Genomic DNA, 18,285 nt, shown 5'->3' with positions numbered 1-18,285 from the left:
GGCCGTTACTGTTGCACAAATCGCGTGCTGCCGCTCGGCGCGCCTCAGGCGGCCTTGGGAATGGCGAGCCCGCGCTGCACCGCCGGGCGGTCCAGGAAGGCGTCGAGCGCGCGCTGCACATGCGGGAAATCGGCAAAGCCCACCAGTTCACCGGCGCCGTAGAACCCCACCAGGTTGCGCACCCAGGGGAAGGTGGCGATGTCGGCGATGGTGTACTCGTCCCCCGCGATCCAGGCCTGCCGCGCGAGTTGTCCCTCCAGCACGGCCAGCAGGCGCCGCGCCTCGGCCGCATAGCGGTCGCGCGGGCGCTTGTCCTCCCAGTCCTTGCCGGCGAAGCGGTGGAAGAACCCCACCTGGCCGAACATGGGCCCGATGCCGCCCATCTGGAACATCAGCCACTGCACCGCCTGCCAGCGCCGCGCCGGATCGGCGGGCAGGAACTGGCCGGTCTTGTCGGCCAGGTAAAGCAGGATCGCACCCGACTCGAAGAGCGCGAGCGGCTTTCCGCCCGGGCCGTGCGGATCGAGGATGGCCGGGATCTTGTTGTTCGGATTGAGGCTCAGGAACGCCGGGGACAGCTGCTGGTGCAGCTCGAAGTCGACCCGGTGCGGCTCGTACGGCAGGCCCGTCTCCTCCAGCAGGATCGAGACCTTCACACCGTTGGGCGTGGGCAGCGAGTACAGCTGGAGGCGGTCGGGGTGGCGGGGCGGCCACTGGCGGGTGATGGTGAAGGCGGACAGGTCGCTCATGGGCGGCACCGTACCAGCTCCGGCGCGCGGCGGCCCGGCGGTGTTCGCGTTTTCGGCAGTGGCGGGGGGCTTGCGCGGCTGTCACACTCCGGGCACGCGGCATGCTTGTGCTGCCGGCGTTCATTCACCCTTGAGGAGTTTCCCGATGAAGATCAAGACCCTGGTTCCCCTGGTGCTCGCGCTGGCCGCCGTCGGCGTGTCGGCCCAGGAGACGCTGAAGAAAGTGGCCGACAGCAACAAGATCACGCTGGCCTACCGCGAAGCGTCGGTGCCGTTCAGCTACCTGGCCGGTCCCGGCAAGCCGGTGGGCATCATGGTCGACATCTCCGAGGCCATTGCGGCCGAGGTCAAGAAGGCGACCAACAAGCCGAACCTGGAGATCGCCTGGCAGGCCGTGACGTCGCAGAACCGCATCCCGCTGCTGACCAACGGCACGGTCGACCTGGAGTGCGGCTCGACCACCAACAACTCCACCCGCGGCAAGGAAGTGGCGTTCGCGATCAACCACTTCTACACCGGCACCCGCCTGCTGGTGAAGAAGAACTCGGGCATCAAGAACTACGCCGACCTCAAGGGCAAGACGGTGGCCACGACGGCGGGCACCACCAACTTCCAGGTGCTGCGCAAGTACAACCAGGACAAGGGCCTGGACATGAACATCCTGACCGGCAAGGACCACGACGATTCCAAGCTGCTGGTCGAGAGCGGCCGCGCCGTGGCGTTCGGCATGGACGACATCCTGCTGTTCGGCCTGAAGGCCAACGACAAGAACCCGGCCGACTGGGACGTGGTGGGCGACTCGCTGCAGGTCGAGCCCTATGCCTGCATGCTGCGCAAGGACGACCCGCAGTTCAAGCAGCTGGTCGACAAGGTGATCGGCGGCATGATGAAGAGCGGCGAGTTCGAGAAGCTCTACACCAAGTGGTTCACCTCGCCGATTCCGCCGAAGAACATGAACCTGCAGCTGCCGATGGCCCCCGAGCTCAAGCAGAACCTGAAAGACCTGAGCGACAAGCCGGCGACCTGAGGCGGCACCGCCGCCGAAAGGTCGCCGCCCCGGCGCAGGCCGGGGCCCAGGAAGAAGGGGCGCCTCGGCGCCCTTTCTTCGTTTCAGATCTCGATCTTCGAGCCCAGCTCGACCACCGCGTTGTTCGGCAGCTTGAGGAAGTCGGCCGCCGCGCTGGCGTTGTGGTGCATCTGGGCGAACAGCTTCTCGCGCCAGGTGGCCATGCCGCCGCCGATGGTGGGCACCACCACGTCGCGCGAGAGGAAGTAGCTGGTCGTCATCGGCTGGATCTCGCAGCCGCGGTTGCGCATGTGCTCCAGCGCGCGCGGCACGTCGAAGTCGTTCTTGAAGCCGTAGTGGACCACCACCTGCCAGCAGTTGTGGCCCAGCGACTCGACCTCCAGCCGCTTGCCCAGCCCGATCCACGGCGTCTCGTGGCTGCGCACGGTGACGAACAGGTTGTGGTCGTGCAGCACCTTGTTGTGCTTGAGGTTGTGCAGCAGCGCGTTCGGCACGGTGCCGGGCTCGGCCGTGAGGAACACGGCGGTCCCCTCCACCCGGGTGGGCGGGCTGACGAACACGGACTCGAGGAAGCTCTGCAGGTCGATCGCGTCGTGCCGCAGCTTCTCGTTCAGGATCGCGCGCCCCTGCTTCCAGGTCATCATCAGCGTGAAGATGGCCCCGCCGATCATCAGCGGGAACCAGCCGCCGTCCACCAGCTTGAGCAGGTTGGAGCTGAAGAAGGTGACGTCGACGATGAAGAACAGGCCGGTGGCCAGCAGGCACAGCCACAGCGGGTACTTCCAGCCGTAGCGGATGACGAAGAACGTCAGCGTGGTGGTGATCAGCATGTCCAGCGTCACGGCGATGCCGTACGCGGCGCCCAGGCTGGTGGAGGAGCGGAACATCACCACCGCCATCACGATGGCCACGAACAGGCCCCAGTTCACGAACGGGATGTAGATCTGTCCCGTCTCGCGCACGCTGGTGTGCTGCACGTTCAGGCGGGGCAGGTAGCCCAGCTGGATCACCTGCTTGGTGACCGAGAAGGCGCCGGTGATCAGGGCCTGCGACGCCACCACCGTGGCGGCGGTGGCCAGGAACACCAGCGGCAGCTGGGCCCATTCGGGCGCCATCAGGAAGAACGGATTCTTCACCGCGCTGGCGTCCTGCAGCAGCAGCGCGCCCTGGCCGAAGTAGTTGAGCGTCAGGGCCGGCATCACGACCGAATACCAGGCCAGCCGGATCGGCTTCTTGCTGAAGTGGCCGAGGTCGGCGTAGAGCGCCTCGGCCCCTGTCACGCACAGCACCACGGCGCCCAGGATGATGAAGCTGGTGAGCGGCTGGTGCCACATGAACAGCAGGGCGTGGTGCGGGCTGAGGGCCGTGAGGATCTCCGGATGGCGGCTGATGTTGGCCACGCCCAGCACCGCGATCACCAGGAACCAGGTCAGCGTGATCGGGCCGAAGAACTTGCCGATGCCCGCGGTGCCGCGCTTTTGCACGGCGAACAGGCCGAACAGGATCAGCAGCGTGAGCGGGATCACGCCTTCCTTGAACTTGGGCGAGACGACTTCCAGGCCCTCCACCGCCGACAGCACCGAGATCGCCGGGGTGATCACGCCGTCGCCATAGAACAGCGAGCTGCCGAAGATGCCCACGCCCAGCAGCACCTTGCGCAGCCGCGGCTTGTCCTTGACCGCCTGCGAGGCCAGCGCCAGCATCGCGATCAGCCCGCCCTCGCCGTTGTTGTCCGCCCGCAGCACGAGCAGCACGTACTTGATCGAGACGATGACCGTCAGCGTCCAGAAGAAGATGGACAGGATGCCGTACACGTTGGCAGTGGTGAACTGCACGTGGCCGGTCTCGAAGACCGCCTTGACGGCATACAGGACGCTGGTTCCGATGTCGCCGTAGACGACACCGATGGCGCCGAGGGTCAGCGCCGCGAGCGAGGATTTCGAGCTTTGCACAAGGGATCCCCGTCTTGCGGCCAACTGCGGCGGCGGGGTTTCCGGTTCCTTTTGGGACCGCTATTGTGCGCTGCCGGCACGCCCGCGCCGGGCGGATGTTGCAGCGCAACAACTCGCCCGCGGGCGGTCAGTCGTAGGTCTCGGCCTCGGGGTCGGTGGCCTCGAGCTCGTAGCTGGCCGCCAGCATGGCCAGCCGCCCGATCACCCCGTACATGTAGAACCGGTTCGGTGCGCTGGCGCCGGGCTTTTCGCCGGGTTGAGGTAAGCGCGTACTCTCGGCGAACGCCAATGGCACGAAGCCGGCGCCCGGCGCGTTCAGGTTCTCGTCGATGCCGCGCTCGGGATGCACGCGGTAGAAGCCGCCGACCACGTAGCGGTCCATCATGTAGACCACCGGTTCGGCCACCGCGTCATGGATGCGTTCGTACGTCTGCACACCTTCCTGGATGATGACGTCGTTGACCTCCTGGCCATCCTTGATCACCGACATCTTGTTGCGGGTGCGCCGGCTCAGCTGCTCGAGGTCCTTGACGTCGCGCACCGTCATGATGCCCATGCCGTAGGTGCCGTTGTCGGCCTTGACGATCACGAACGGCTTCTCGTTGATGCCGTATTCCTTGTACTTCTTGCGGATGCGGGTGAGCAGCGCGTCGACGTTGGTGCGCAGGCACTCCATGCCGGCGCCGGCGCCCTCGGCGAAGTCGATCTCGCCGCACTTGTTGTACATGGGGTTGATCAGCCACGGGTCGATGCCCAGCATCTTCCCGAACCGCTTGGCGACCTCTTCGTAGCTCTGGAAGTGGCGGCTCTTGCGCCGCACCGACCAGCCCGCGTGCAGCGGCGGCAGCAGGTACTGCTCGTGCAGGTCCTCCAGGATGCCGGGCGCGCCGGCCGACAGGTCGTTGTTCAGCAGGATGGTGCAGGGGTCGAAGTCCTTCAGCCCCAGCCGGTGGCGGGTGCGCACCACCGGCTCGAGCACGATGGACTCGCCGGTGGGCAGGTTGATCGTGGTCGGCTCGGTGATCTCGGGGTTGATCGAGCCGATGCGCACGTTCAGGCCGGCCATGTGGAAGATGCGCTTCAACTGCAGCACGTTGGCCAGGTAGAACGTGTTGCGGGTGTGGTTCTCCGGGATCACCAGCAGGTTCTTGGCTTCCGGGCAGATCTTCTCGATCGCCGCCATCGCCGCCTGCACCGCCAGCGGCAGCATCTCCTGCGTCAGGTTGTTCCAGCCGCCTGGATACAGGTTGGTGTCCACCGGGGCCAGCTTGAAGCCGGCGTTGCGCAGGTCCACCGAGGTGTAGAACGGCGGCGTGTGCTCCATCCACTCGAGCCGGAACCAGCGCTCGATGGCGGGCATGGATTCGAGGATCCGCTGCTCGAGCTCGTTGATGGGCCCCGTGAGGGCGGTGATGAGATGCGGAACCATGGGCCCTCGTCGGCGCGGCTGTTTGACCGGATTCTAGGAAAGATCAGGTCAGCCTTGCCGATTGCAAGGCCCGGCCCGCCGCGGTGCTAGCCGCGCAGTTCGCCCTGCCCGAGCACCACCCACTTGAGCGAGGTGAGGCCCTCGAGGCCGACCGGCCCGCGGGCATGGAACTTGTCGGTGCTGATGCCGATTTCCGCTCCCAGGCCGTACTCGAAGCCGTCGGCAAAGCGCGTGCTCGCATTGACCATGACGCTGGCCGAATCGACCTCGCGCAGGAAGCGCTGCGCATGGACGTGGTCGCGCGTGACGATGGCGTCCGTGTGGTGGCTGCCATAGCGGTTGATGTGCGCGATGGCCTCGTCCAGGCCGTCCACCACCTTCACGCTGATGACGGCGGCCAGGTACTCCTCGGACCAGTCCTGCTCGGTGGCCTCGCGCACCTGGGCGCCCTGCACCGCGCCGAGGAGGGCCAGGGCCCGCGGGTCGCAGCGCATCTCGACGCCCTTGGCGGCGAACACCGCGCCGATGCGGGGCAGGAACTGCGCGGCCACGCCCTGCGCGACCAGCAGGCCCTCGGCCGCGTTGCACGGGCTGTACTTCTGCGTCTTGGCGTTGTCGGCGATCGCCACGGCCATCCCGAGGTCGCACGGATCGTCCACGTACACGTGGCAGTTGCCGTCCAGGTGCTTGATGACGGGCACCCTGGCGTCACGGCTGATGCGCTCGATCAGGCCCTTGCCGCCGCGCGGGATGATCACGTCCACGAACTGCGGCATCGCGATCAGCTGGCCGACCGCCTCGCGGTCGGTGGTGGGCACCAGTTGCACGGCGTCCTCGGGCAGGCCGGCATCGGCCAGCGCCTCGCGCACCAACCCCGCCAGCGCCCGGTTGGATTCGATCGCCTCCGAGCCCCCGCGCAGGATGCACGCGTTGCCGCTCTTGATCGACAGGCTCGCGGCCTCGATCGTCACGTTCGGCCGGCTCTCGTAGATCATGCCGAACACGCCCAGCGGCACGCGCATCTGGCCGACGCGGATGCCGCTGGGCTGCTGCGTCATGCCGCGGATCTCGCCGATGATGTCCGGCATCGCGGCCAGCTGCTCGCAGCCCTGGGCGAGCGTCTCGATGATCCTGGGCGTCAGGCGCAGCCGGTCGACCATCGGGGCGGCCAGCCCCGCCGCGCTGGCCCGCTCGATGTCCTTGGCGTTCTCGGCCTGCAGTGCTTCGACCGACGCGCGCAGCCGGGCCGCGAGGGTGCGCAGGACCCGGTTCTTCTCGGCCGCGCTGGCCGCGGACATGCGCCCGCCGGCCTGCCGGGCCTGCAAGCCCAGCGTCTGCATGACCTCGGCGATGTTCAGCGCATTCACGCCGCCATTGTCCCACGGCGGGCGGCGGACTGCTGCGGCGCAGCACACTCCTGGCACAGCTGCATGGCCAGCCGCTGCAGGGCCTGCCAGCCGTCGGTGGGCCAGCCCGGCGCCTTCAGTCCCTTGACGATGCCGTCGACCACGTGGGCGGCATGCAGCAGGTTGTCCAGCGTCGTGGGCGACAGCCGCGGCAGCACCCGCTCGAACAGCCGCTCCTTCAGGCCCCACACGCGCTGCTCGCGCAGCGCGAGCGGCAGCGGCCGGCCCTCGCCCATCGCGTCCTTCACGCGCTTGAGGGCGCGGATGTCCTCGGCCAGCGTGTAGTGCACCAGCACCTCGGCCTCGCCCTCGGCCTGCAGGCCGTCGAGCATGCGCTGCACGCGCGCCAGCTGGCCGCCGAGCACGGCCTCGGACAGCTTGAAGACGTCGTAGCGCGCGACGTTCAGGACTGCGCCCTCGACCTGCTCGAAGCCCAGCTCGCCGGCCGGATGCAGCAGCGCCAGCTTCTGGATCTCCTGGTGCGCCGCCAGCAGGTTGCCCTCGACCCGGTCGGCGAAGAACTGCAGCGTGCGCTGGCCCTCGTCCCCCGACACCACGCGCTGGCCCTGCTGCGCGAGCCGCTGCGCGATCCACTGCGGCAGCGCGGCGCGCTCGATCGGGTCGAGCTGGATCGTGACCCCGTGGCCGTCCAGCGCGCCGAACCAGGCGCCGTTGCGCGTCATCTTGTCCAGCCGCGGCAGCAACACGAGGGTCAGGGTCGAGTCGTTGCCCTGGGCGCTTTCGGCCAGCTGCTGCAGCGCGGCGCTGCCATCCTTGCCCGGCTTGCCGGACGGGATGCGGACCTCGAGGATCTGGCGCTCGGCGAACAGGCTGAGCGAACCGCCGGCCGCCAGCACCGCGCTCCAGTCGAAGTGCGCGCCGGCGACCGTGTGCACGGTGCGTTCGGTGTAGCCCTGGGCGCGCGCGGCGGCGCGGATCGCGTCGGCGGCCTCCTGGACCAGCAGCGGCTCGTCGCCGTGCAGGGTGTAGAGCGACCGCAGGCCCTTCTGGAGGTGGGCCGACAGCTGGGCGGCGGCAAGCTGCATGGCCGCCAGTGTAGTCGCGCCCGGGCGGCCGCCGCGGGCGGCGGCCCGCCCGCGGGCTTCGACTAGCCCGCGACGACCTCGCCGAAGATGGCCGTGGCCTTGTCGATCAGCGCCGGGGTGATCGTGAGCGGGGGCGCGAAGCGGATCACCGTCTCGTGGGTCTCCTTGGACAGCACGCCGCGCTCGGCCATGCGCTCGACGATGCGGCGCGCGTTGCCGTGGGCCGGGTCGATGTCGACCCCGATCCACAGGCCGCGGCCGCGCACGTCGCGGATCACCGGCCCGGCCGCCTGCTGCACCTGGCGCAGGCGCTGCATCAGCAGCGGCCCCATCTCGGCCGCGCGCTCGACCAGCTTCTCCTCCTCGAGCACGCGCAGGCCCTCGAGCGCCACCGCGGCGGCCAGCGCATTGCCGCCGAAGGTAGACCCATGGCTGCCGGGATTGAACACGTCCATCACCGGCGCGTCGGCCAGGAAGGCGCTGACCGGCAGCAGCCCGCCGCCGAGCGCCTTGCCCAGGATCAGCGCGTCGGGCCGGATCCCCTCGTGCTCGAAGGCGAACCACTTGCCGGTGCGGCCCAGGCCGGCCTGCACCTCGTCGTCGATCAGCAGCACCCGGTGCCGGCTGCACCAGTCGCGCAGCTCGCGGAAGAAGCCCGCCGGCGGCACGATCACGCCCGCCTCGCCCTGGATCGGCTCGATCAGCACGGCGCAGGTGTTCGGGCCGGCCGCCGCCTCGATGCTGGCCATGTCGCCGAAGTCGAAGTGCCGGAAGCCCGGCGTGAACGGCCCGAAGCCCGCGCGGTAGTCGGCTTCGGTGGAGAAGCTGATGACGGTGTTGGTGCGGCCGTGGAAGTTGCCGCGCGCGACCAGGATCTCGGCCTGGCCGTCGGGGATGCCCTTGACCTGGTAGCCCCAGCGCCGCGCGCACTTGATCGCCGTCTCCACGGCCTCGGCGCCGGTGTTCATCGGCAGGGCCCGGTCGAACCCGGCGATCGAGCACAGCTTTTCCAGGAACGGACCCAGCGTGTTGCCGTGGTAGGCGCGCGAGGTGACGGCCACCTTCTCCAGCTGGCGCCGCGCCGCGGCGACCACGCGCGGGTGCAGGTGGCCGTGGCTGACGGCCGAATACGCGCCCATCATGTCGATGTACTCGCGGCCCTGCACGTCCCACACCAGGCAGTCGAGCGCACGGTCCACGACCACGGGGACCGGGTGGTAGTTGCGCGCGCCGTAGCGCTCTTCCAGGCCGATGAACGCCTGCGTCGTGCCTTCCTTGATGTGCATGTCGATCTCCCTGTGCATGTGGCCCGACCATTCTGGGCCGGGGTGCGCTGCGCGGGGCGTGATTCGGCGCGGCCGCCGCGGCGGCAACGGCCGCAACGGGACGGCCAGACTTCCGTTTCGGAAGTGCGGACTCAGCCTTGGGAAGGCAGCGTGCGCGGCACCGGAAAGCCGGTGAATTCCTTGATCGTCTGCAGCTCGATGTTGCTCACGATCTTCTCGATGCCCAGCGCCGCCTCGTCGAGCCAGCCGTTGATGAGGCGGTGGTACTCGTCGAGCGTGGCGCACGAGATGCGCACCAGGTAGTCGTAGCGGCCGCTGACGATCCAGCAGGCCACGACCTCGGGCGAGGACGCCATGCGCTGCTCAAAGCGCTGCACCGAGGCCTGGCGCTGGTCCTTCAGGGCGATCTCGGCGAAGACGCTGATGTGCTCGCCCAGGGCGTTGCGCTTGACGAGGGCGCGGTAGCCCTCGATCAACCCGCGCGACTCGAGCCGGCGCACCCGGTTGAGGGTGGCGCGCGGCGACAGGTGGATCGCCTCGGACAGCGACTGGATGGTGGTCCGGCCGTCCTGCTGCAGCAGCTGCAGCAGCCGGAGGTCGGACCGGTCCAGCTCCATCGTCAGAGCGTCTTGACCGCCGCCAGCCGCCGCATCAGCTGCTGCACCAGGTCGGTCTGCATGTCGCGGTACAGGAGCCCCTCCTCGGCTTCCTTGGCCAGCACCGCCGACTCGTTGAAGCTGACGTCGCGCTGCTGCAGCAGCTCGGTCTCGGGGATCAGCTCGCGCCCCTGCGGCGTGCGCAGCCGGAACCGCAGCCGGTTGCGCAACTGGAACTCGCGCACCTGGCCCGAGGCATTCACGCCCACCACGACCTTCTCGCGCGCCTCCGACAAGATGTCGAGCACGACCTGCGCGGCGTCGGGCTGGGCCGCGGGCGCCAGCACCTGCACGTTGGGCGACGAGGCGAGATAGCGGCGCAGCTCGGTGGCCGCGGCGCCGGTGGAGGGGATGGCGATCGAGCCGAAGGCGAACTCCGGTGCGCGGCGCAGCTGGAAGCCGCAGCCGGCCAGCAGCGCGCCAGCCCCGGCCGACAGGACAAGCAGGCGGCGGCGCATCAGACCACCACGTTGACCAGGCGGCCCGGCACCACGATCACCTTCTTGGGGTGCGCGCCGGCGGCGAATTTCTGGAACGCTTCGCTGGCGAGCGCGACGCGCTCGATCTGCGCCTTGTCGGCGCCGGCGGGCACGGACACCGAGCCGCGCAGCTTGCCGTTGACCTGCAGCATGAGCTCGAGCTCCTCCTGCTCCAGCGCCGCCGCGTCGACCTTGGGCCACGGGGAATCCAGCAGCTCGCCGTGCAGGTCGGCGTAACCCAGCTCCTGCCACACCGCGTGGGTGACGTGCGGGGTGACCGGGTACAGCACGCGCAGCAGGATGCCCAGGCCCTCGGCCAGCGCGGTGCCGGCGCCCTCCTCGCCGGTGGCCTTGAAGTCCTCCAGCGCGTTCAGGATCTTCATCGCGCCGGAAACGACGGTGTTGTATTGCATGCGGACGTAGTCGTAGTCCACCTGCTTGAGCACCGTGTGCACTTCGCGGCGCAGCGCCTTGACGGACTTGCCGAAGCCGCCCGCCGCGCCCAGGCGCTGCACGTGCGAGCCGACCGTGCCCATCGCGGACAGGCGGTGGCCGAAGCTCCACACCCGGCGCAGGAAGCGGTAGCTGCCCTCCAGCGCGGCATCGTTCCACTCCAGCGTCGCCTCGGGCGGCGCGGTGAACATGGTGTAGAGGCGTGCCGTGTCGGCGCCGTACTTCTCGATCAGGTCCTGCGGGTCGACGCCGTTGTTCTTGGACTTGGACATCGTCGTCCAGCCCTCGTAGGTCACCGGCTGGCCGTCGGCCTTGGCGGTCGCGGAGACCACCCGCGCGTGCTCGTCGCGCACGATGTCCAGGTCGTGCGCCCAGAAGTACTGCTTGCCCGTGGTGGTGCGCGAGAACGCCTCGTTCAGCACCATGCCCTGGGTGAGCAGGCGCGTGAACGGCTCGTCGATCTTCACCAGCCCCAGGTCGCGCATCACCTTGGTCCAGAAGCGCGCGTACAGCAGGTGCAGGATGGCGTGCTCGATGCCGCCGATGTACTGGTCCATCGGCATCCAGTACCTGGTGCCCTCGCCCACCATCGCCCGCTCGTTCTTCGGGTCGCAGTAGCGCATGAAGTACCAGGACGAGTCGACGAAGGTGTCCATCGTGTCCGTCTCGCGCCGCGCCGGCTTGCCGCACACCGGGCAGGTGCAGGCGAGGAAGTCCTCGCGCTTGTTCAGCGGGTTGCCGGTGCCGTCCGGCACGCAGTCCTGCGGCAGCACCACCGGCAGGTCCTTCTCGGGCACCGGCACCGCGCCGTGGTCGGGGCAGTGGATGATCGGGATCGGCGTGCCCCAGTAGCGCTGGCGGCTGATGCCCCAGTCGCGCAGGCGCCAGGTGACCTTCTTCTCGCCCAGGCCCTTCTGCTGCAGCGCATGGGCGACGGCCTGGACCGCCTCCTGGTAGCCGAAGCCGCTGAAGCTGCCCGAATTGACGGTGACGCCGCGCTCCTTGTCGCCGTACCACTCCTGCCAGTGGCGGTAGTCGTACGTCTCGCCGTCCACGTGCACCACCTGCATGATCGGCAGGTGGTACTTGAGCGCGAAGGCGAAGTCGCGCTCGTCATGGCCCGGCACGCCCATCACGGCGCCGTCGCCGTAGCCCATGAGCACGTAGTTGCCGACCCACACGTCGACCGGCTCGCCCGTGAGCGGGTGGAACACCACCAGCCCGGTGGGCATGCCTTCCTTGTCCTTCAGCGCGAGTTCGGCCTCGGTGGTGCCGCCCTTCTTGCACTCCTCGATGAAGGCGGCCAGCTTCGGGTTGGTGCGCGCGGCGTGGGCGGCGAGCGGGTGCTCGGGCGCGACCGCGCAGAACGTCACGCCCATGATGGTGTCGGCGCGGGTGGTGAAGACGTGCATCTTCCCGTCGCCGATCAGCTTGCCCTCGACGTCGCGGATGTCGTGCGTGAAGGCAAAGCGCACGCCCTCGCTGCGGCCGATCCAGTTCTCCTGCATCAGCTTGACGCGCTCGGGCCAGCCGGGCAGCTTGTGCTGCACGTGGTCGAGCAGTTCCTGGGCGTAGTCGGTGATCTTCAGGTAGTAGCCCGGGATCTCGCGCTTTTCCACCACCGCGCCGGTGCGCCAGCCCTTGCCGTCGATCACCTGCTCGTTGGCCAGCACCGTCTGGTCGACCGGGTCCCAGTTGACCACCTGGGTCTTGCGGTAGGCGATGCCCTTTTCCAGCATCTTCAGGAACAGCCACTGGTTCCACTTGTAGTAGCTGGGGTCGCAGGTGGCGACCTCGCGCGACCAGTCGATGGCCAGGCCCATCGACTGCATCTGCCGCTTCATGTAGGCGATGTTGTCGTAGGTCCACTGGGCCGGCGGCACGCCGTTCTTCAGCGCCGCGTTCTCGGCCGGCAGGCCGAAGGCATCCCAGCCCATGGGCATCAGCACGTTGTAGCCGTTCATGCGCAGGTAGCGCGTCAACATGTCGTTGATCGTGTAGTTGCGCACGTGGCCCATGTGCAGCTTGCCGCTGGGATAGGGCAGCATCGAGCAGGCGTAGAACTTCTTCTTGCGGGCGTCCTCGACCACCCGGTAGGCGTCGCGCGCGGTCCAGTGCCCCTGCGCGGCGCGCTCGACCTCGAGGTGGTTGTACTTGTCTTGCATGGCGGGAATTCTAGGCCGCGGGTGCCCTTGCCGCCCCGCCCCGCCCGCCGGCCGTCAGCGTCCGGCGGGCTCGGCGACGAAGCCGATGCGGTTGAGGCCGGCCTTTTGCGCCGCCCCCATCACCTCGACCACCTTGCCGTAGGCGACCGCCCGGTCGGCCCGCAGCTGGATCTCGGTGTCGGGCGACTGGCGGGCGGCGTCGGCCAGCCGCTGGGCGAGCTGCTCGCCGGTGACCGGCTGCTCGTTGACGAACACGCGGCCGGCGGCGTCGATGCCGATGGTGACGAACCGGGGCGTGTCCGAGGGCTGGGCGCCCTCGGCGCGCGGCAGGTCCAGCCGCAGCGAGCTGGCCATCAGCGGCGCCGTGATGATCAGGATCACCACCAGCACCAGCATCACGTCCACCAGCGGGGTGACGTTGATGTCGCTCATGGGGCGCGGCCCCTCGGTGCGCTCCAGCCGGCCGAAGCTCACGCGGCCCCCACGCCGGCGCCGGCCGCCGGGGAAGCATCCACGCCGCGCGGCTGCCCGCCGCCGACCGCGGCGGCCGCCCCGGCATGGTGCGCGACCAGCTCGCGCAGGTCGCGCGCGAAGCCCTCGAGGTCGGCTTCGATGCGGCCGATGCGGCGGCCGAAGATGTTGTAGCCGAGCACGGCCGGGATGGCGACGGCCAGGCCGGCGGCGGTCATGATCAGCGACTCGCCCACCGGGCCGGCGACCTTGTCGATGCTGATCTGCCCGGCGGTGGCGATGCCCGAGAGCGCGTGGTAGATGCCCCAGACGGTGCCCAGCAGGCCGACGAAGGGAGCGGTCGACCCCACCGTGGCCAGCAGCACCTGGCCGAACTGCAGCTTGTCGAGCACGTCGTGAAGCGCGTCGCGCAGCACGCGGGTGAGCTGCTGGCTGCGGTCGCCGGCGGCGGCCAGCGAGCCGGGCTGCTGGGCGCGGGTGGCGTCGATCAGCGGCAGGACCAGGGCGTCGCGGTCGAACCCCTGGACCCGCGCGCGGGCGTCGTCCACCGACGGCGCCTGCCAGAAGGCGGCGGTGGAGCGGCCGACGTCGCCGGCGGCGCGGCGCAGCAGCCAGGCCTTCCAGAGGATCACCACCCAGCTGGCCACCGACATGAGCAGCAGGAGCAGCGCCACCGCGCGCCCGATCGCGTCGGCCTGGCCGAACAGCTGCATCACCTCCATCGCTCGCTCCCCCTGCCGGCGGCGGCCGGCGCCCTGCCGGTCACCTCAGACCGAGCACGTCGAACATGTCGAACAAGCCGCTCTTGCGGCCGGCCAGGAACCGCACGGCCCGCAGGCTGCCCTGCGCGTACGTCGCCCGGCTGGACGACTTGTGGGTGATCTCGATGCGCTCGCCGGTGCCGGCGAACAGCACGGTGTGGTCGCCCACGATGTCGCCGCCCCGGATGGTCGAGAAGCCGATGGTCGACGGGTCCCGCTCGCCGGTGACGCCCTCGCGGCCGTACACCGCGCACGCCTTGAGGTCCCGGCCGAGCGCCGCGGCGATCACCTCGCCCATTTTCAGCGCCGTGCCGGACGGCGCATCCACCTTGTGGCGGTGGTGCGCCTCGACGATCTCGATGTCGTAGCCGGTCGACAGGGCCTTGGCCGCCATCTCCAGCAGCCGCAGCGTGACGTTGACGCCCACGCTCATGTTGGGCGCCATGACGATCGCGATGTCGCGCGCGTACTCGGCGATCTGGGCCTTCTGCGCGTCCGAGAAGCCCGTGGTGCCGATGACGGCATTGACCTTCAGCTCGCGGCAGGCCGCCAGGTGGTCCATGGTGCCCGCGGGGCGGGTGAAGTCGATCAGGACCTCGGCATGCGCCAGGCCCGTGCGCACGTCCGAGACCACCGGCACGCCGCTGGCATGGCCGAGGAAGGCGGCCGCGTCGTTGCCGATGGCGGGGCTGGAGGGCAGGTCCAGCGCGCCGGCGAGCTGGCAGTCGCCCGAGGCGCGCAGCGCCTCGATCAGCATCTGGCCCATGCGCCCGGTGGCTCCGGCGACGGCGACCTGGTGCATGGCGTCGGTCTGGCGGGTCGGCATGCGCTTCAGCGCGCCGGCTCGAGCGGCGGGTAGGTGACGGGCGCGGCCGGCTCGGCGGCCGGCTGCGCCGGCGCCGGGGCGGCGGCGGGCTTGCCGCCGGCGCGCTGGAGCTGCTCCTCGGTCGCCTCGAGCACCGGCACCTTGGCTTCGCGGCGCTTGTTGATCGAAGCGATGAATTCGGTCTCGGCCGGCATCGGGTCGCCCTCGAAGCGGTCGAGCGCGTCGCCCTTGAAGAACAGGGTCAGCCGGCGCGCCTGCGGCGGCACGCCCTGGCGGCGCAGGGTGAACACGTAGTCCCAGCGCTCGGCGTGGAAGATGTCCGTCACCAGCGGGGTGCCCAGGATCTCGCGCACCTGCAGCCGGCTCATGCCCGGCTTGAGCAGTTCGACCTGCTCGCGCGAGATGAAGTTGCCCTGCACGATCTCCACCCGGTAGGGCGTGATGGCATCGGTGACGCGGCGGCTGACGACCGCGTCGACGCTGCTGCAGCCCGCCACCACCGCGCAGGCGGCGAGCACGAGTCCGGGGTGCACGAGGCTCGACAAGGGCTGGCGCATGAAATGGGAGTCAGACGATATGATCAAACCATTGTAGCGGTCCACCTGCGGCGTCCCGCTCGTGGCGGCGCACCCCATGGCGAACATCGACGAACTCAAAAACACCGGCCTGAAGGCGACCCTGCCGCGGCTGAAGATCCTCGACGTGTTCCAGCGCGGCGGGCAGCGGCACATGACGGCCGAGGACGTGTTCCGCGTGCTGCTGGAGGAGCGCTCGGACATCGGCCTGGCCACGGTGTACCGCGTGCTCACCCAGTTCGAGCAGGCCGGCATCCTGTCACGCAGCCATTTCGAGAGCGGCAAGGCCGTCTACGAGCTGAACGAGGGCACGCACCACGACCACATGGTGTGCCTGGACTGCGGCAAGGTCGAGGAGTTCTACGACGCCGAGATCGAGAAGCGCCAGCACGCGGTGGCCAAGGCCAAGGGCTTCGAGATCGCCGACCACGCGCTGTCGCTCTACGCGCACTGCACCAAGAACCCCTGCCCGAACCGGCCCAAGGGGCGCTGAGGCCAGGCGGCGCTCAGCCGCCCTTTTCCATCGCGCGGCGGTGCCGCTCGACGAATTCGGCGTACGTGTCCACGCCGCGCAGCTGCAGGATGGTGTTGCGCACCGCCGCCTCGACCAGCACGGCGATGTTGCGCCCGGCCACGACCTGGATGACCGCCTTGCGCACGGGCACGCCCAGCACGTCCTGCACCAGCGGCTCGTACGGCAGCCGCTCGTAGTCGCGCTCGAGCGTCTCGCGTCGCACCAGGTGCACGATCAGGCGCAGCCGCATCTTCCGGCGCACCGCGGTCTCGCCGAAGATGGCGCGGATGTCCAGCAGGCCGATGCCCCGCACCTCGAGCAGGTTCTGCAGCAGCTCCGGGCAGCGGCCCTCGATGGTGGTCTGGTTGACCCGGTACAGGTCGACCGCGTCGTCGGCCACCAGGCCGTTGCCGCGCGTGATCAGCTCCAGCCCCAGCTCGCTCTTGCCCAGGCCCGACTCGCCGGTGATCAGCACCCCCAGCCCCAGGATGTCCATGAACACCCCGTGCATCGAGGTGCGCTCGGCGAAGTGCTTGGACAGGTAGGCGCGCAGCACGTCGATGACGAAGGCCGACGGCTCGTGGGTGGCGAACATCGGGATCTGCGCCCGCTCGCACATGGACAGCAGCGCCTCCGGCGCGGCCTGGCCGTCGGTGAGCACCAGCACCGGCGGCTCCAGCGTCACGATGCGCGAGATGCGCCGCGCGCAGTCGTCGGCGGTGGCGTTGGTCAGGTAGGCGACCTCGCGCTCGCCCAGGATCTGGACCCGGTACGGGTGGATGTAGTTGAGGTAGCCGACCAGGTCGGCGCCCGAGCGGGCGGCGCGCACGGCGACTTCGTCGAAGCGCCGTTCGGAAGCGCCCAGGCCGGCGACCCACTCCCACTTCAGCTGGGCGCGATGGTCCTCGAACAGGACGTCGGCGCTGACGACGGTGGGTTTCACGTCAGACCGGCTGCGCCGACTGCCAGTTGGCGATCAGCCGGTGCAGGTCGCCTGCATCGGTGCTGGCCTTGATGCGCTCGCGCAGCGGGGCATCCGACAGCAGCTCGGCGATCTCGGACAGGATTTCCAGGTGCTTCTGCGTCGCCGCTTCGGGCACCAGCAGGAAGATCAGCAGGTTGACGGGCTGCTCGTCGGGCGCATCGAAGCCGATCGGCTGGGCCAGCTGGAACAGGGCCGCCATCGGCGCCTTCAGCCCCTTGATGCGGCCGTGCGGGATCGCCACGCCGTGGCCCAGCCCGGTCGAGCCGAGCCGCTCACGGGCGAACAGGCTGTCGGTGATCAGGGCGCGCGAGAGGCCGTGCAGGTTCTCGAACAGGAGCCCGGCTTCCTCGAATGCGCGCTTCTTGCTGGTCGCATCGACGCCGACGAGCACCTGGGCGGCGGGCAGGATGGCAGCGAGGCGGTTCATGGTCGCGAGGCGCGATTATGCACCCGCCTCCGGACAAACCCTGCCGCTGCGCCGCCCGATTCCCACACGGCGCCGCAAAGACGGCAAGGGCCCCGTGCGGGGCCCTTGGAGTCGATCCGGCCCGGTGCGGGCCGGACGGGATCACATGATGCGCTTGGGTGCGGGATGGTGGTGGTCCTGCAGCCGCGTCTTGTGGCGGCCGACCTGGCGATCGAGCTTGTCGACCAGCTCGTCCAGCGCGGCATAGAGGTCTTCGTGGGAACTCTCCGCGAACATGTCGTTGCCCTTGACGTGGATGCGGCACTCGGCGCGCTGTCGTCGTTCCTTTTCCTTCTGCCTTTCGATGGTGAGGAGAACCTTGATGTCCACCACCTGGTCGAAGTGGCGGGTGATGCGATCGAGCTTGGTGGTCACGTACGTGCGCAGTGCGGGGGTGACTTCGAGGTGGTGACCGCTGATCGTCAAGTTCATGCAAAACCTCCTGGTTCGCTCGGGTTGAAGGCCGCGGCGGGAGGCCCGCCGGACCCGGGAGAAGCTTGAACTGGCGTTGAAACCACTATGCCCCTCGCCCCTGTGAAAAGCAATCGATTCGAGCATGCGGAAACAAAAAAGAAAGCGGCCCGCAGGCCGCTTTCACGCAGTGGAAACGGGACGCAGCCCGCTCGCGGATCTCAGTGCCAGCGCCAGCCGGCGGCGCGATGCGCATAGCGGCTCCAGTCGGCCGCGCCGCGCGCACGCGGGTGGGCCTGGGCGCCCGGGCGCTCGAGGTTGGCGTGCTCGACACGATCGCCCTGCGGCTTGTCGCGGGGCTCGTCGGAAAAACGGTTCGGGCTCTTGGCTTCGGTCAACATGGGGGCCTCTCGGTGGTGTGCGGCCATCAGCTGCCGCTGTCGTTGCTGGGGTGGCGGTGGCCGGCCGGACGGTCGGTCCGCTGCGCGTGCGGGCTGAGGAACGGCCACGCGTGGCCGGGACGGCGCCGCGCCTGCTGGCCCATGGCCTGCTTGTCGCCCTGGGCGTTCGGGCGCCAGCTCGTGCGGGCGGCGTTCGGGTCGTTCGCTAGCTGGATCATGGGACGGCT

20 protein-coding genes are annotated in these 18,285 nt (G+C 69.4%); 2 read left to right on the top strand and 18 right to left on the bottom strand.

Annotation, left to right across the window (positions count from 1 at the left end; genetic code table 11):
• Positions 1–44 precede the first annotated feature (44 nt).
• Positions 45–749 carry a glutathione binding-like protein gene (locus AC3ANR_RS02290; protein ID WP_488290265.1) on the bottom strand — a complete coding sequence of 235 codons (705 nt, stop codon included), beginning with the start codon at positions 747–749 and terminating at the stop codon, positions 45–47.
• Between the two features lie 145 nt (positions 750–894).
• Between AC3ANR_RS02290 and AC3ANR_RS02285 the strand changes: the two genes are divergently transcribed.
• Positions 895–1,776 carry a transporter substrate-binding domain-containing protein gene (locus AC3ANR_RS02285; RefSeq protein WP_488290264.1) on the top strand — a complete coding sequence of 294 codons (882 nt, stop codon included), beginning with the start codon at positions 895–897 and terminating at the stop codon, positions 1,774–1,776.
• An 83-nt stretch (positions 1,777–1,859) separates the two neighbouring features.
• Here AC3ANR_RS02285 and AC3ANR_RS02280 read toward each other — a convergent pair whose 3' ends face one another.
• From AC3ANR_RS02280 to AC3ANR_RS02225, 12 genes are all read right to left on the bottom strand, one after another.
• On the bottom strand, positions 1,860–3,728 hold the full coding sequence (locus AC3ANR_RS02280; RefSeq protein WP_488290263.1) for a potassium transporter Kup: 1,869 nt from the start codon (positions 3,726–3,728) through the stop codon (positions 1,860–1,862).
• 127 nt (positions 3,729–3,855) lie between these two features.
• On the bottom strand, positions 3,856–5,157 hold the full coding sequence (gene gshA / locus AC3ANR_RS02275; protein WP_488290262.1) for a glutamate--cysteine ligase: 1,302 nt from the start codon (positions 5,155–5,157) through the stop codon (positions 3,856–3,858).
• 86 nt (positions 5,158–5,243) lie between these two features.
• Positions 5,244–6,524: a glutamate-5-semialdehyde dehydrogenase gene (locus AC3ANR_RS02270; RefSeq protein ID WP_488290261.1), complete on the bottom strand. Its 1,281-nt coding sequence runs from the start codon at positions 6,522–6,524 to the stop codon at positions 5,244–5,246.
• Positions 6,521–7,609, bottom strand: a complete 1,089-nt coding sequence (holA, locus tag AC3ANR_RS02265; protein WP_488290260.1) for a DNA polymerase III subunit delta — start codon at positions 7,607–7,609, stop codon at positions 6,521–6,523. The genes AC3ANR_RS02270 and holA overlap by 4 nt, the downstream gene beginning before the upstream one ends.
• A gap of 62 nt (positions 7,610–7,671) precedes the next feature.
• Positions 7,672–8,913 carry an ornithine--oxo-acid transaminase gene (gene rocD / locus AC3ANR_RS02260; protein ID WP_488290259.1) on the bottom strand — a complete coding sequence of 414 codons (1,242 nt, stop codon included), beginning with the start codon at positions 8,911–8,913 and terminating at the stop codon, positions 7,672–7,674.
• 113 nt (positions 8,914–9,026) lie between these two features.
• Entirely contained in the window at positions 9,027–9,512 is a 486-nt protein-coding gene (locus tag AC3ANR_RS02255) for an Lrp/AsnC family transcriptional regulator (protein ID WP_488290258.1), read from the bottom strand.
• Positions 9,513–9,514: 2 nt separating this feature from the next.
• Positions 9,515–10,009 (bottom strand): LPS-assembly lipoprotein LptE, encoded by a 495-nt coding sequence (locus AC3ANR_RS02250; protein ID WP_488290257.1) that lies wholly within the window; start codon positions 10,007–10,009, stop codon positions 9,515–9,517.
• Entirely contained in the window at positions 10,009–12,648 is a 2,640-nt protein-coding gene (gene leuS / locus AC3ANR_RS02245) for a leucine--tRNA ligase (protein ID WP_488290256.1), read from the bottom strand. Before leuS ends, AC3ANR_RS02250 begins: the two co-directional genes overlap by 1 nt.
• A gap of 54 nt (positions 12,649–12,702) precedes the next feature.
• Entirely contained in the window at positions 12,703–13,122 is a 420-nt protein-coding gene (locus AC3ANR_RS02240; protein ID WP_488290255.1) for an ExbD/TolR family protein, read from the bottom strand.
• Positions 13,119–13,841: a MotA/TolQ/ExbB proton channel family protein gene (locus AC3ANR_RS02235; protein WP_488290254.1), complete on the bottom strand. Its 723-nt coding sequence runs from the start codon at positions 13,839–13,841 to the stop codon at positions 13,119–13,121. Before AC3ANR_RS02235 ends, AC3ANR_RS02240 begins: the two co-directional genes overlap by 4 nt.
• A gap of 40 nt (positions 13,842–13,881) precedes the next feature.
• Entirely contained in the window at positions 13,882–14,706 is an 825-nt protein-coding gene (dapB, locus tag AC3ANR_RS02230) for a 4-hydroxy-tetrahydrodipicolinate reductase (RefSeq protein ID WP_488290253.1), read from the bottom strand.
• A 5-nt stretch (positions 14,707–14,711) separates the two neighbouring features.
• The gene (locus tag AC3ANR_RS02225) at positions 14,712–15,263 is read right to left on the bottom strand and encodes an outer membrane protein assembly factor BamE (protein ID WP_488290252.1); all 552 of its coding nucleotides are present in this window, start codon (positions 15,261–15,263) and stop codon (positions 14,712–14,714) included.
• Positions 15,264–15,339: 76 nt separating this feature from the next.
• Between AC3ANR_RS02225 and fur the strand changes: the two genes are divergently transcribed.
• Positions 15,340–15,774: a ferric iron uptake transcriptional regulator gene (gene fur / locus AC3ANR_RS02220; protein WP_488290251.1), complete on the top strand. Its 435-nt coding sequence runs from the start codon at positions 15,340–15,342 to the stop codon at positions 15,772–15,774.
• Positions 15,775–15,787: 13 nt separating this feature from the next.
• Here the strand turns inward: fur and hprK are convergent, their stop codons facing one another.
• From hprK to AC3ANR_RS02195, 5 genes are all read right to left on the bottom strand, one after another.
• A complete protein-coding gene (hprK, locus tag AC3ANR_RS02215) occupies positions 15,788–16,738 on the bottom strand; it encodes an HPr(Ser) kinase/phosphatase (protein ID WP_488290250.1) in 951 nt (316 codons plus the stop codon).
• Between the two features lies 1 nt (position 16,739).
• Positions 16,740–17,207: a PTS sugar transporter subunit IIA gene (locus AC3ANR_RS02210; RefSeq protein WP_488290249.1), complete on the bottom strand. Its 468-nt coding sequence runs from the start codon at positions 17,205–17,207 to the stop codon at positions 16,740–16,742.
• A 141-nt stretch (positions 17,208–17,348) separates the two neighbouring features.
• Positions 17,349–17,678 carry a ribosome hibernation-promoting factor, HPF/YfiA family gene (gene hpf / locus AC3ANR_RS02205; RefSeq protein WP_488290248.1) on the bottom strand — a complete coding sequence of 110 codons (330 nt, stop codon included), beginning with the start codon at positions 17,676–17,678 and terminating at the stop codon, positions 17,349–17,351.
• Positions 17,679–17,878: 200 nt separating this feature from the next.
• On the bottom strand, positions 17,879–18,058 hold the full coding sequence (locus tag AC3ANR_RS02200; RefSeq protein WP_488290247.1) for a hypothetical protein: 180 nt from the start codon (positions 18,056–18,058) through the stop codon (positions 17,879–17,881).
• A gap of 26 nt (positions 18,059–18,084) precedes the next feature.
• Complete coding sequence (locus tag AC3ANR_RS02195) at positions 18,085–18,276, bottom strand: hypothetical protein (RefSeq protein WP_488290246.1); 192 nt, start codon at positions 18,274–18,276, stop codon at positions 18,085–18,087.
• Positions 18,277–18,285: the final 9 nt, after the last annotated feature.

Source organism: Ramlibacter sp. JJN2-2R, assembly GCF_057747835.1.
This window is presented reverse-complemented; position numbering and strand designations above follow the sequence as displayed.

Excerpts from the sequence above, each read along its gene's own strand:
- fur (WP_488290251.1), top strand. The coding sequence starts at position 15,340 with ATGGCGAACATCGACGAACTCAAAAACACCGGCCTGAAGGCGACCCTG.
- AC3ANR_RS02210 (WP_488290249.1), bottom strand. The coding sequence starts at position 17,207 with ATGAACCGCCTCGCTGCCATCCTGCCCGCCGCCCAGGTGCTCGTCGGC.
- holA (WP_488290260.1), bottom strand. The coding sequence starts at position 7,609 with ATGCAGCTTGCCGCCGCCCAGCTGTCGGCCCACCTCCAGAAGGGCCTG.
- leuS (WP_488290256.1), bottom strand. The coding sequence starts at position 12,648 with ATGCAAGACAAGTACAACCACCTCGAGGTCGAGCGCGCCGCGCAGGGG.
- hpf (WP_488290248.1), bottom strand. The coding sequence starts at position 17,678 with ATGAACTTGACGATCAGCGGTCACCACCTCGAAGTCACCCCCGCACTG.
- AC3ANR_RS02195 (WP_488290246.1), bottom strand. The coding sequence starts at position 18,276 with ATGATCCAGCTAGCGAACGACCCGAACGCCGCCCGCACGAGCTGGCGC.
- gshA (WP_488290262.1), bottom strand. The coding sequence starts at position 5,157 with ATGGTTCCGCATCTCATCACCGCCCTCACGGGGCCCATCAACGAGCTC.
- dapB (WP_488290253.1), bottom strand. The coding sequence starts at position 14,706 with ATGCCGACCCGCCAGACCGACGCCATGCACCAGGTCGCCGTCGCCGGA.
- AC3ANR_RS02285 (WP_488290264.1), top strand. The coding sequence starts at position 895 with ATGAAGATCAAGACCCTGGTTCCCCTGGTGCTCGCGCTGGCCGCCGTC.
- AC3ANR_RS02290 (WP_488290265.1), bottom strand. The coding sequence starts at position 749 with ATGAGCGACCTGTCCGCCTTCACCATCACCCGCCAGTGGCCGCCCCGC.
- AC3ANR_RS02200 (WP_488290247.1), bottom strand. The coding sequence starts at position 18,058 with ATGTTGACCGAAGCCAAGAGCCCGAACCGTTTTTCCGACGAGCCCCGC.
- rocD (WP_488290259.1), bottom strand. The coding sequence starts at position 8,913 with ATGCACAGGGAGATCGACATGCACATCAAGGAAGGCACGACGCAGGCG.
- AC3ANR_RS02225 (WP_488290252.1), bottom strand. The coding sequence starts at position 15,263 with ATGCGCCAGCCCTTGTCGAGCCTCGTGCACCCCGGACTCGTGCTCGCC.
- AC3ANR_RS02255 (WP_488290258.1), bottom strand. The coding sequence starts at position 9,512 with ATGGAGCTGGACCGGTCCGACCTCCGGCTGCTGCAGCTGCTGCAGCAG.
- AC3ANR_RS02235 (WP_488290254.1), bottom strand. The coding sequence starts at position 13,841 with ATGGAGGTGATGCAGCTGTTCGGCCAGGCCGACGCGATCGGGCGCGCG.
- AC3ANR_RS02250 (WP_488290257.1), bottom strand. The coding sequence starts at position 10,009 with ATGCGCCGCCGCCTGCTTGTCCTGTCGGCCGGGGCTGGCGCGCTGCTG.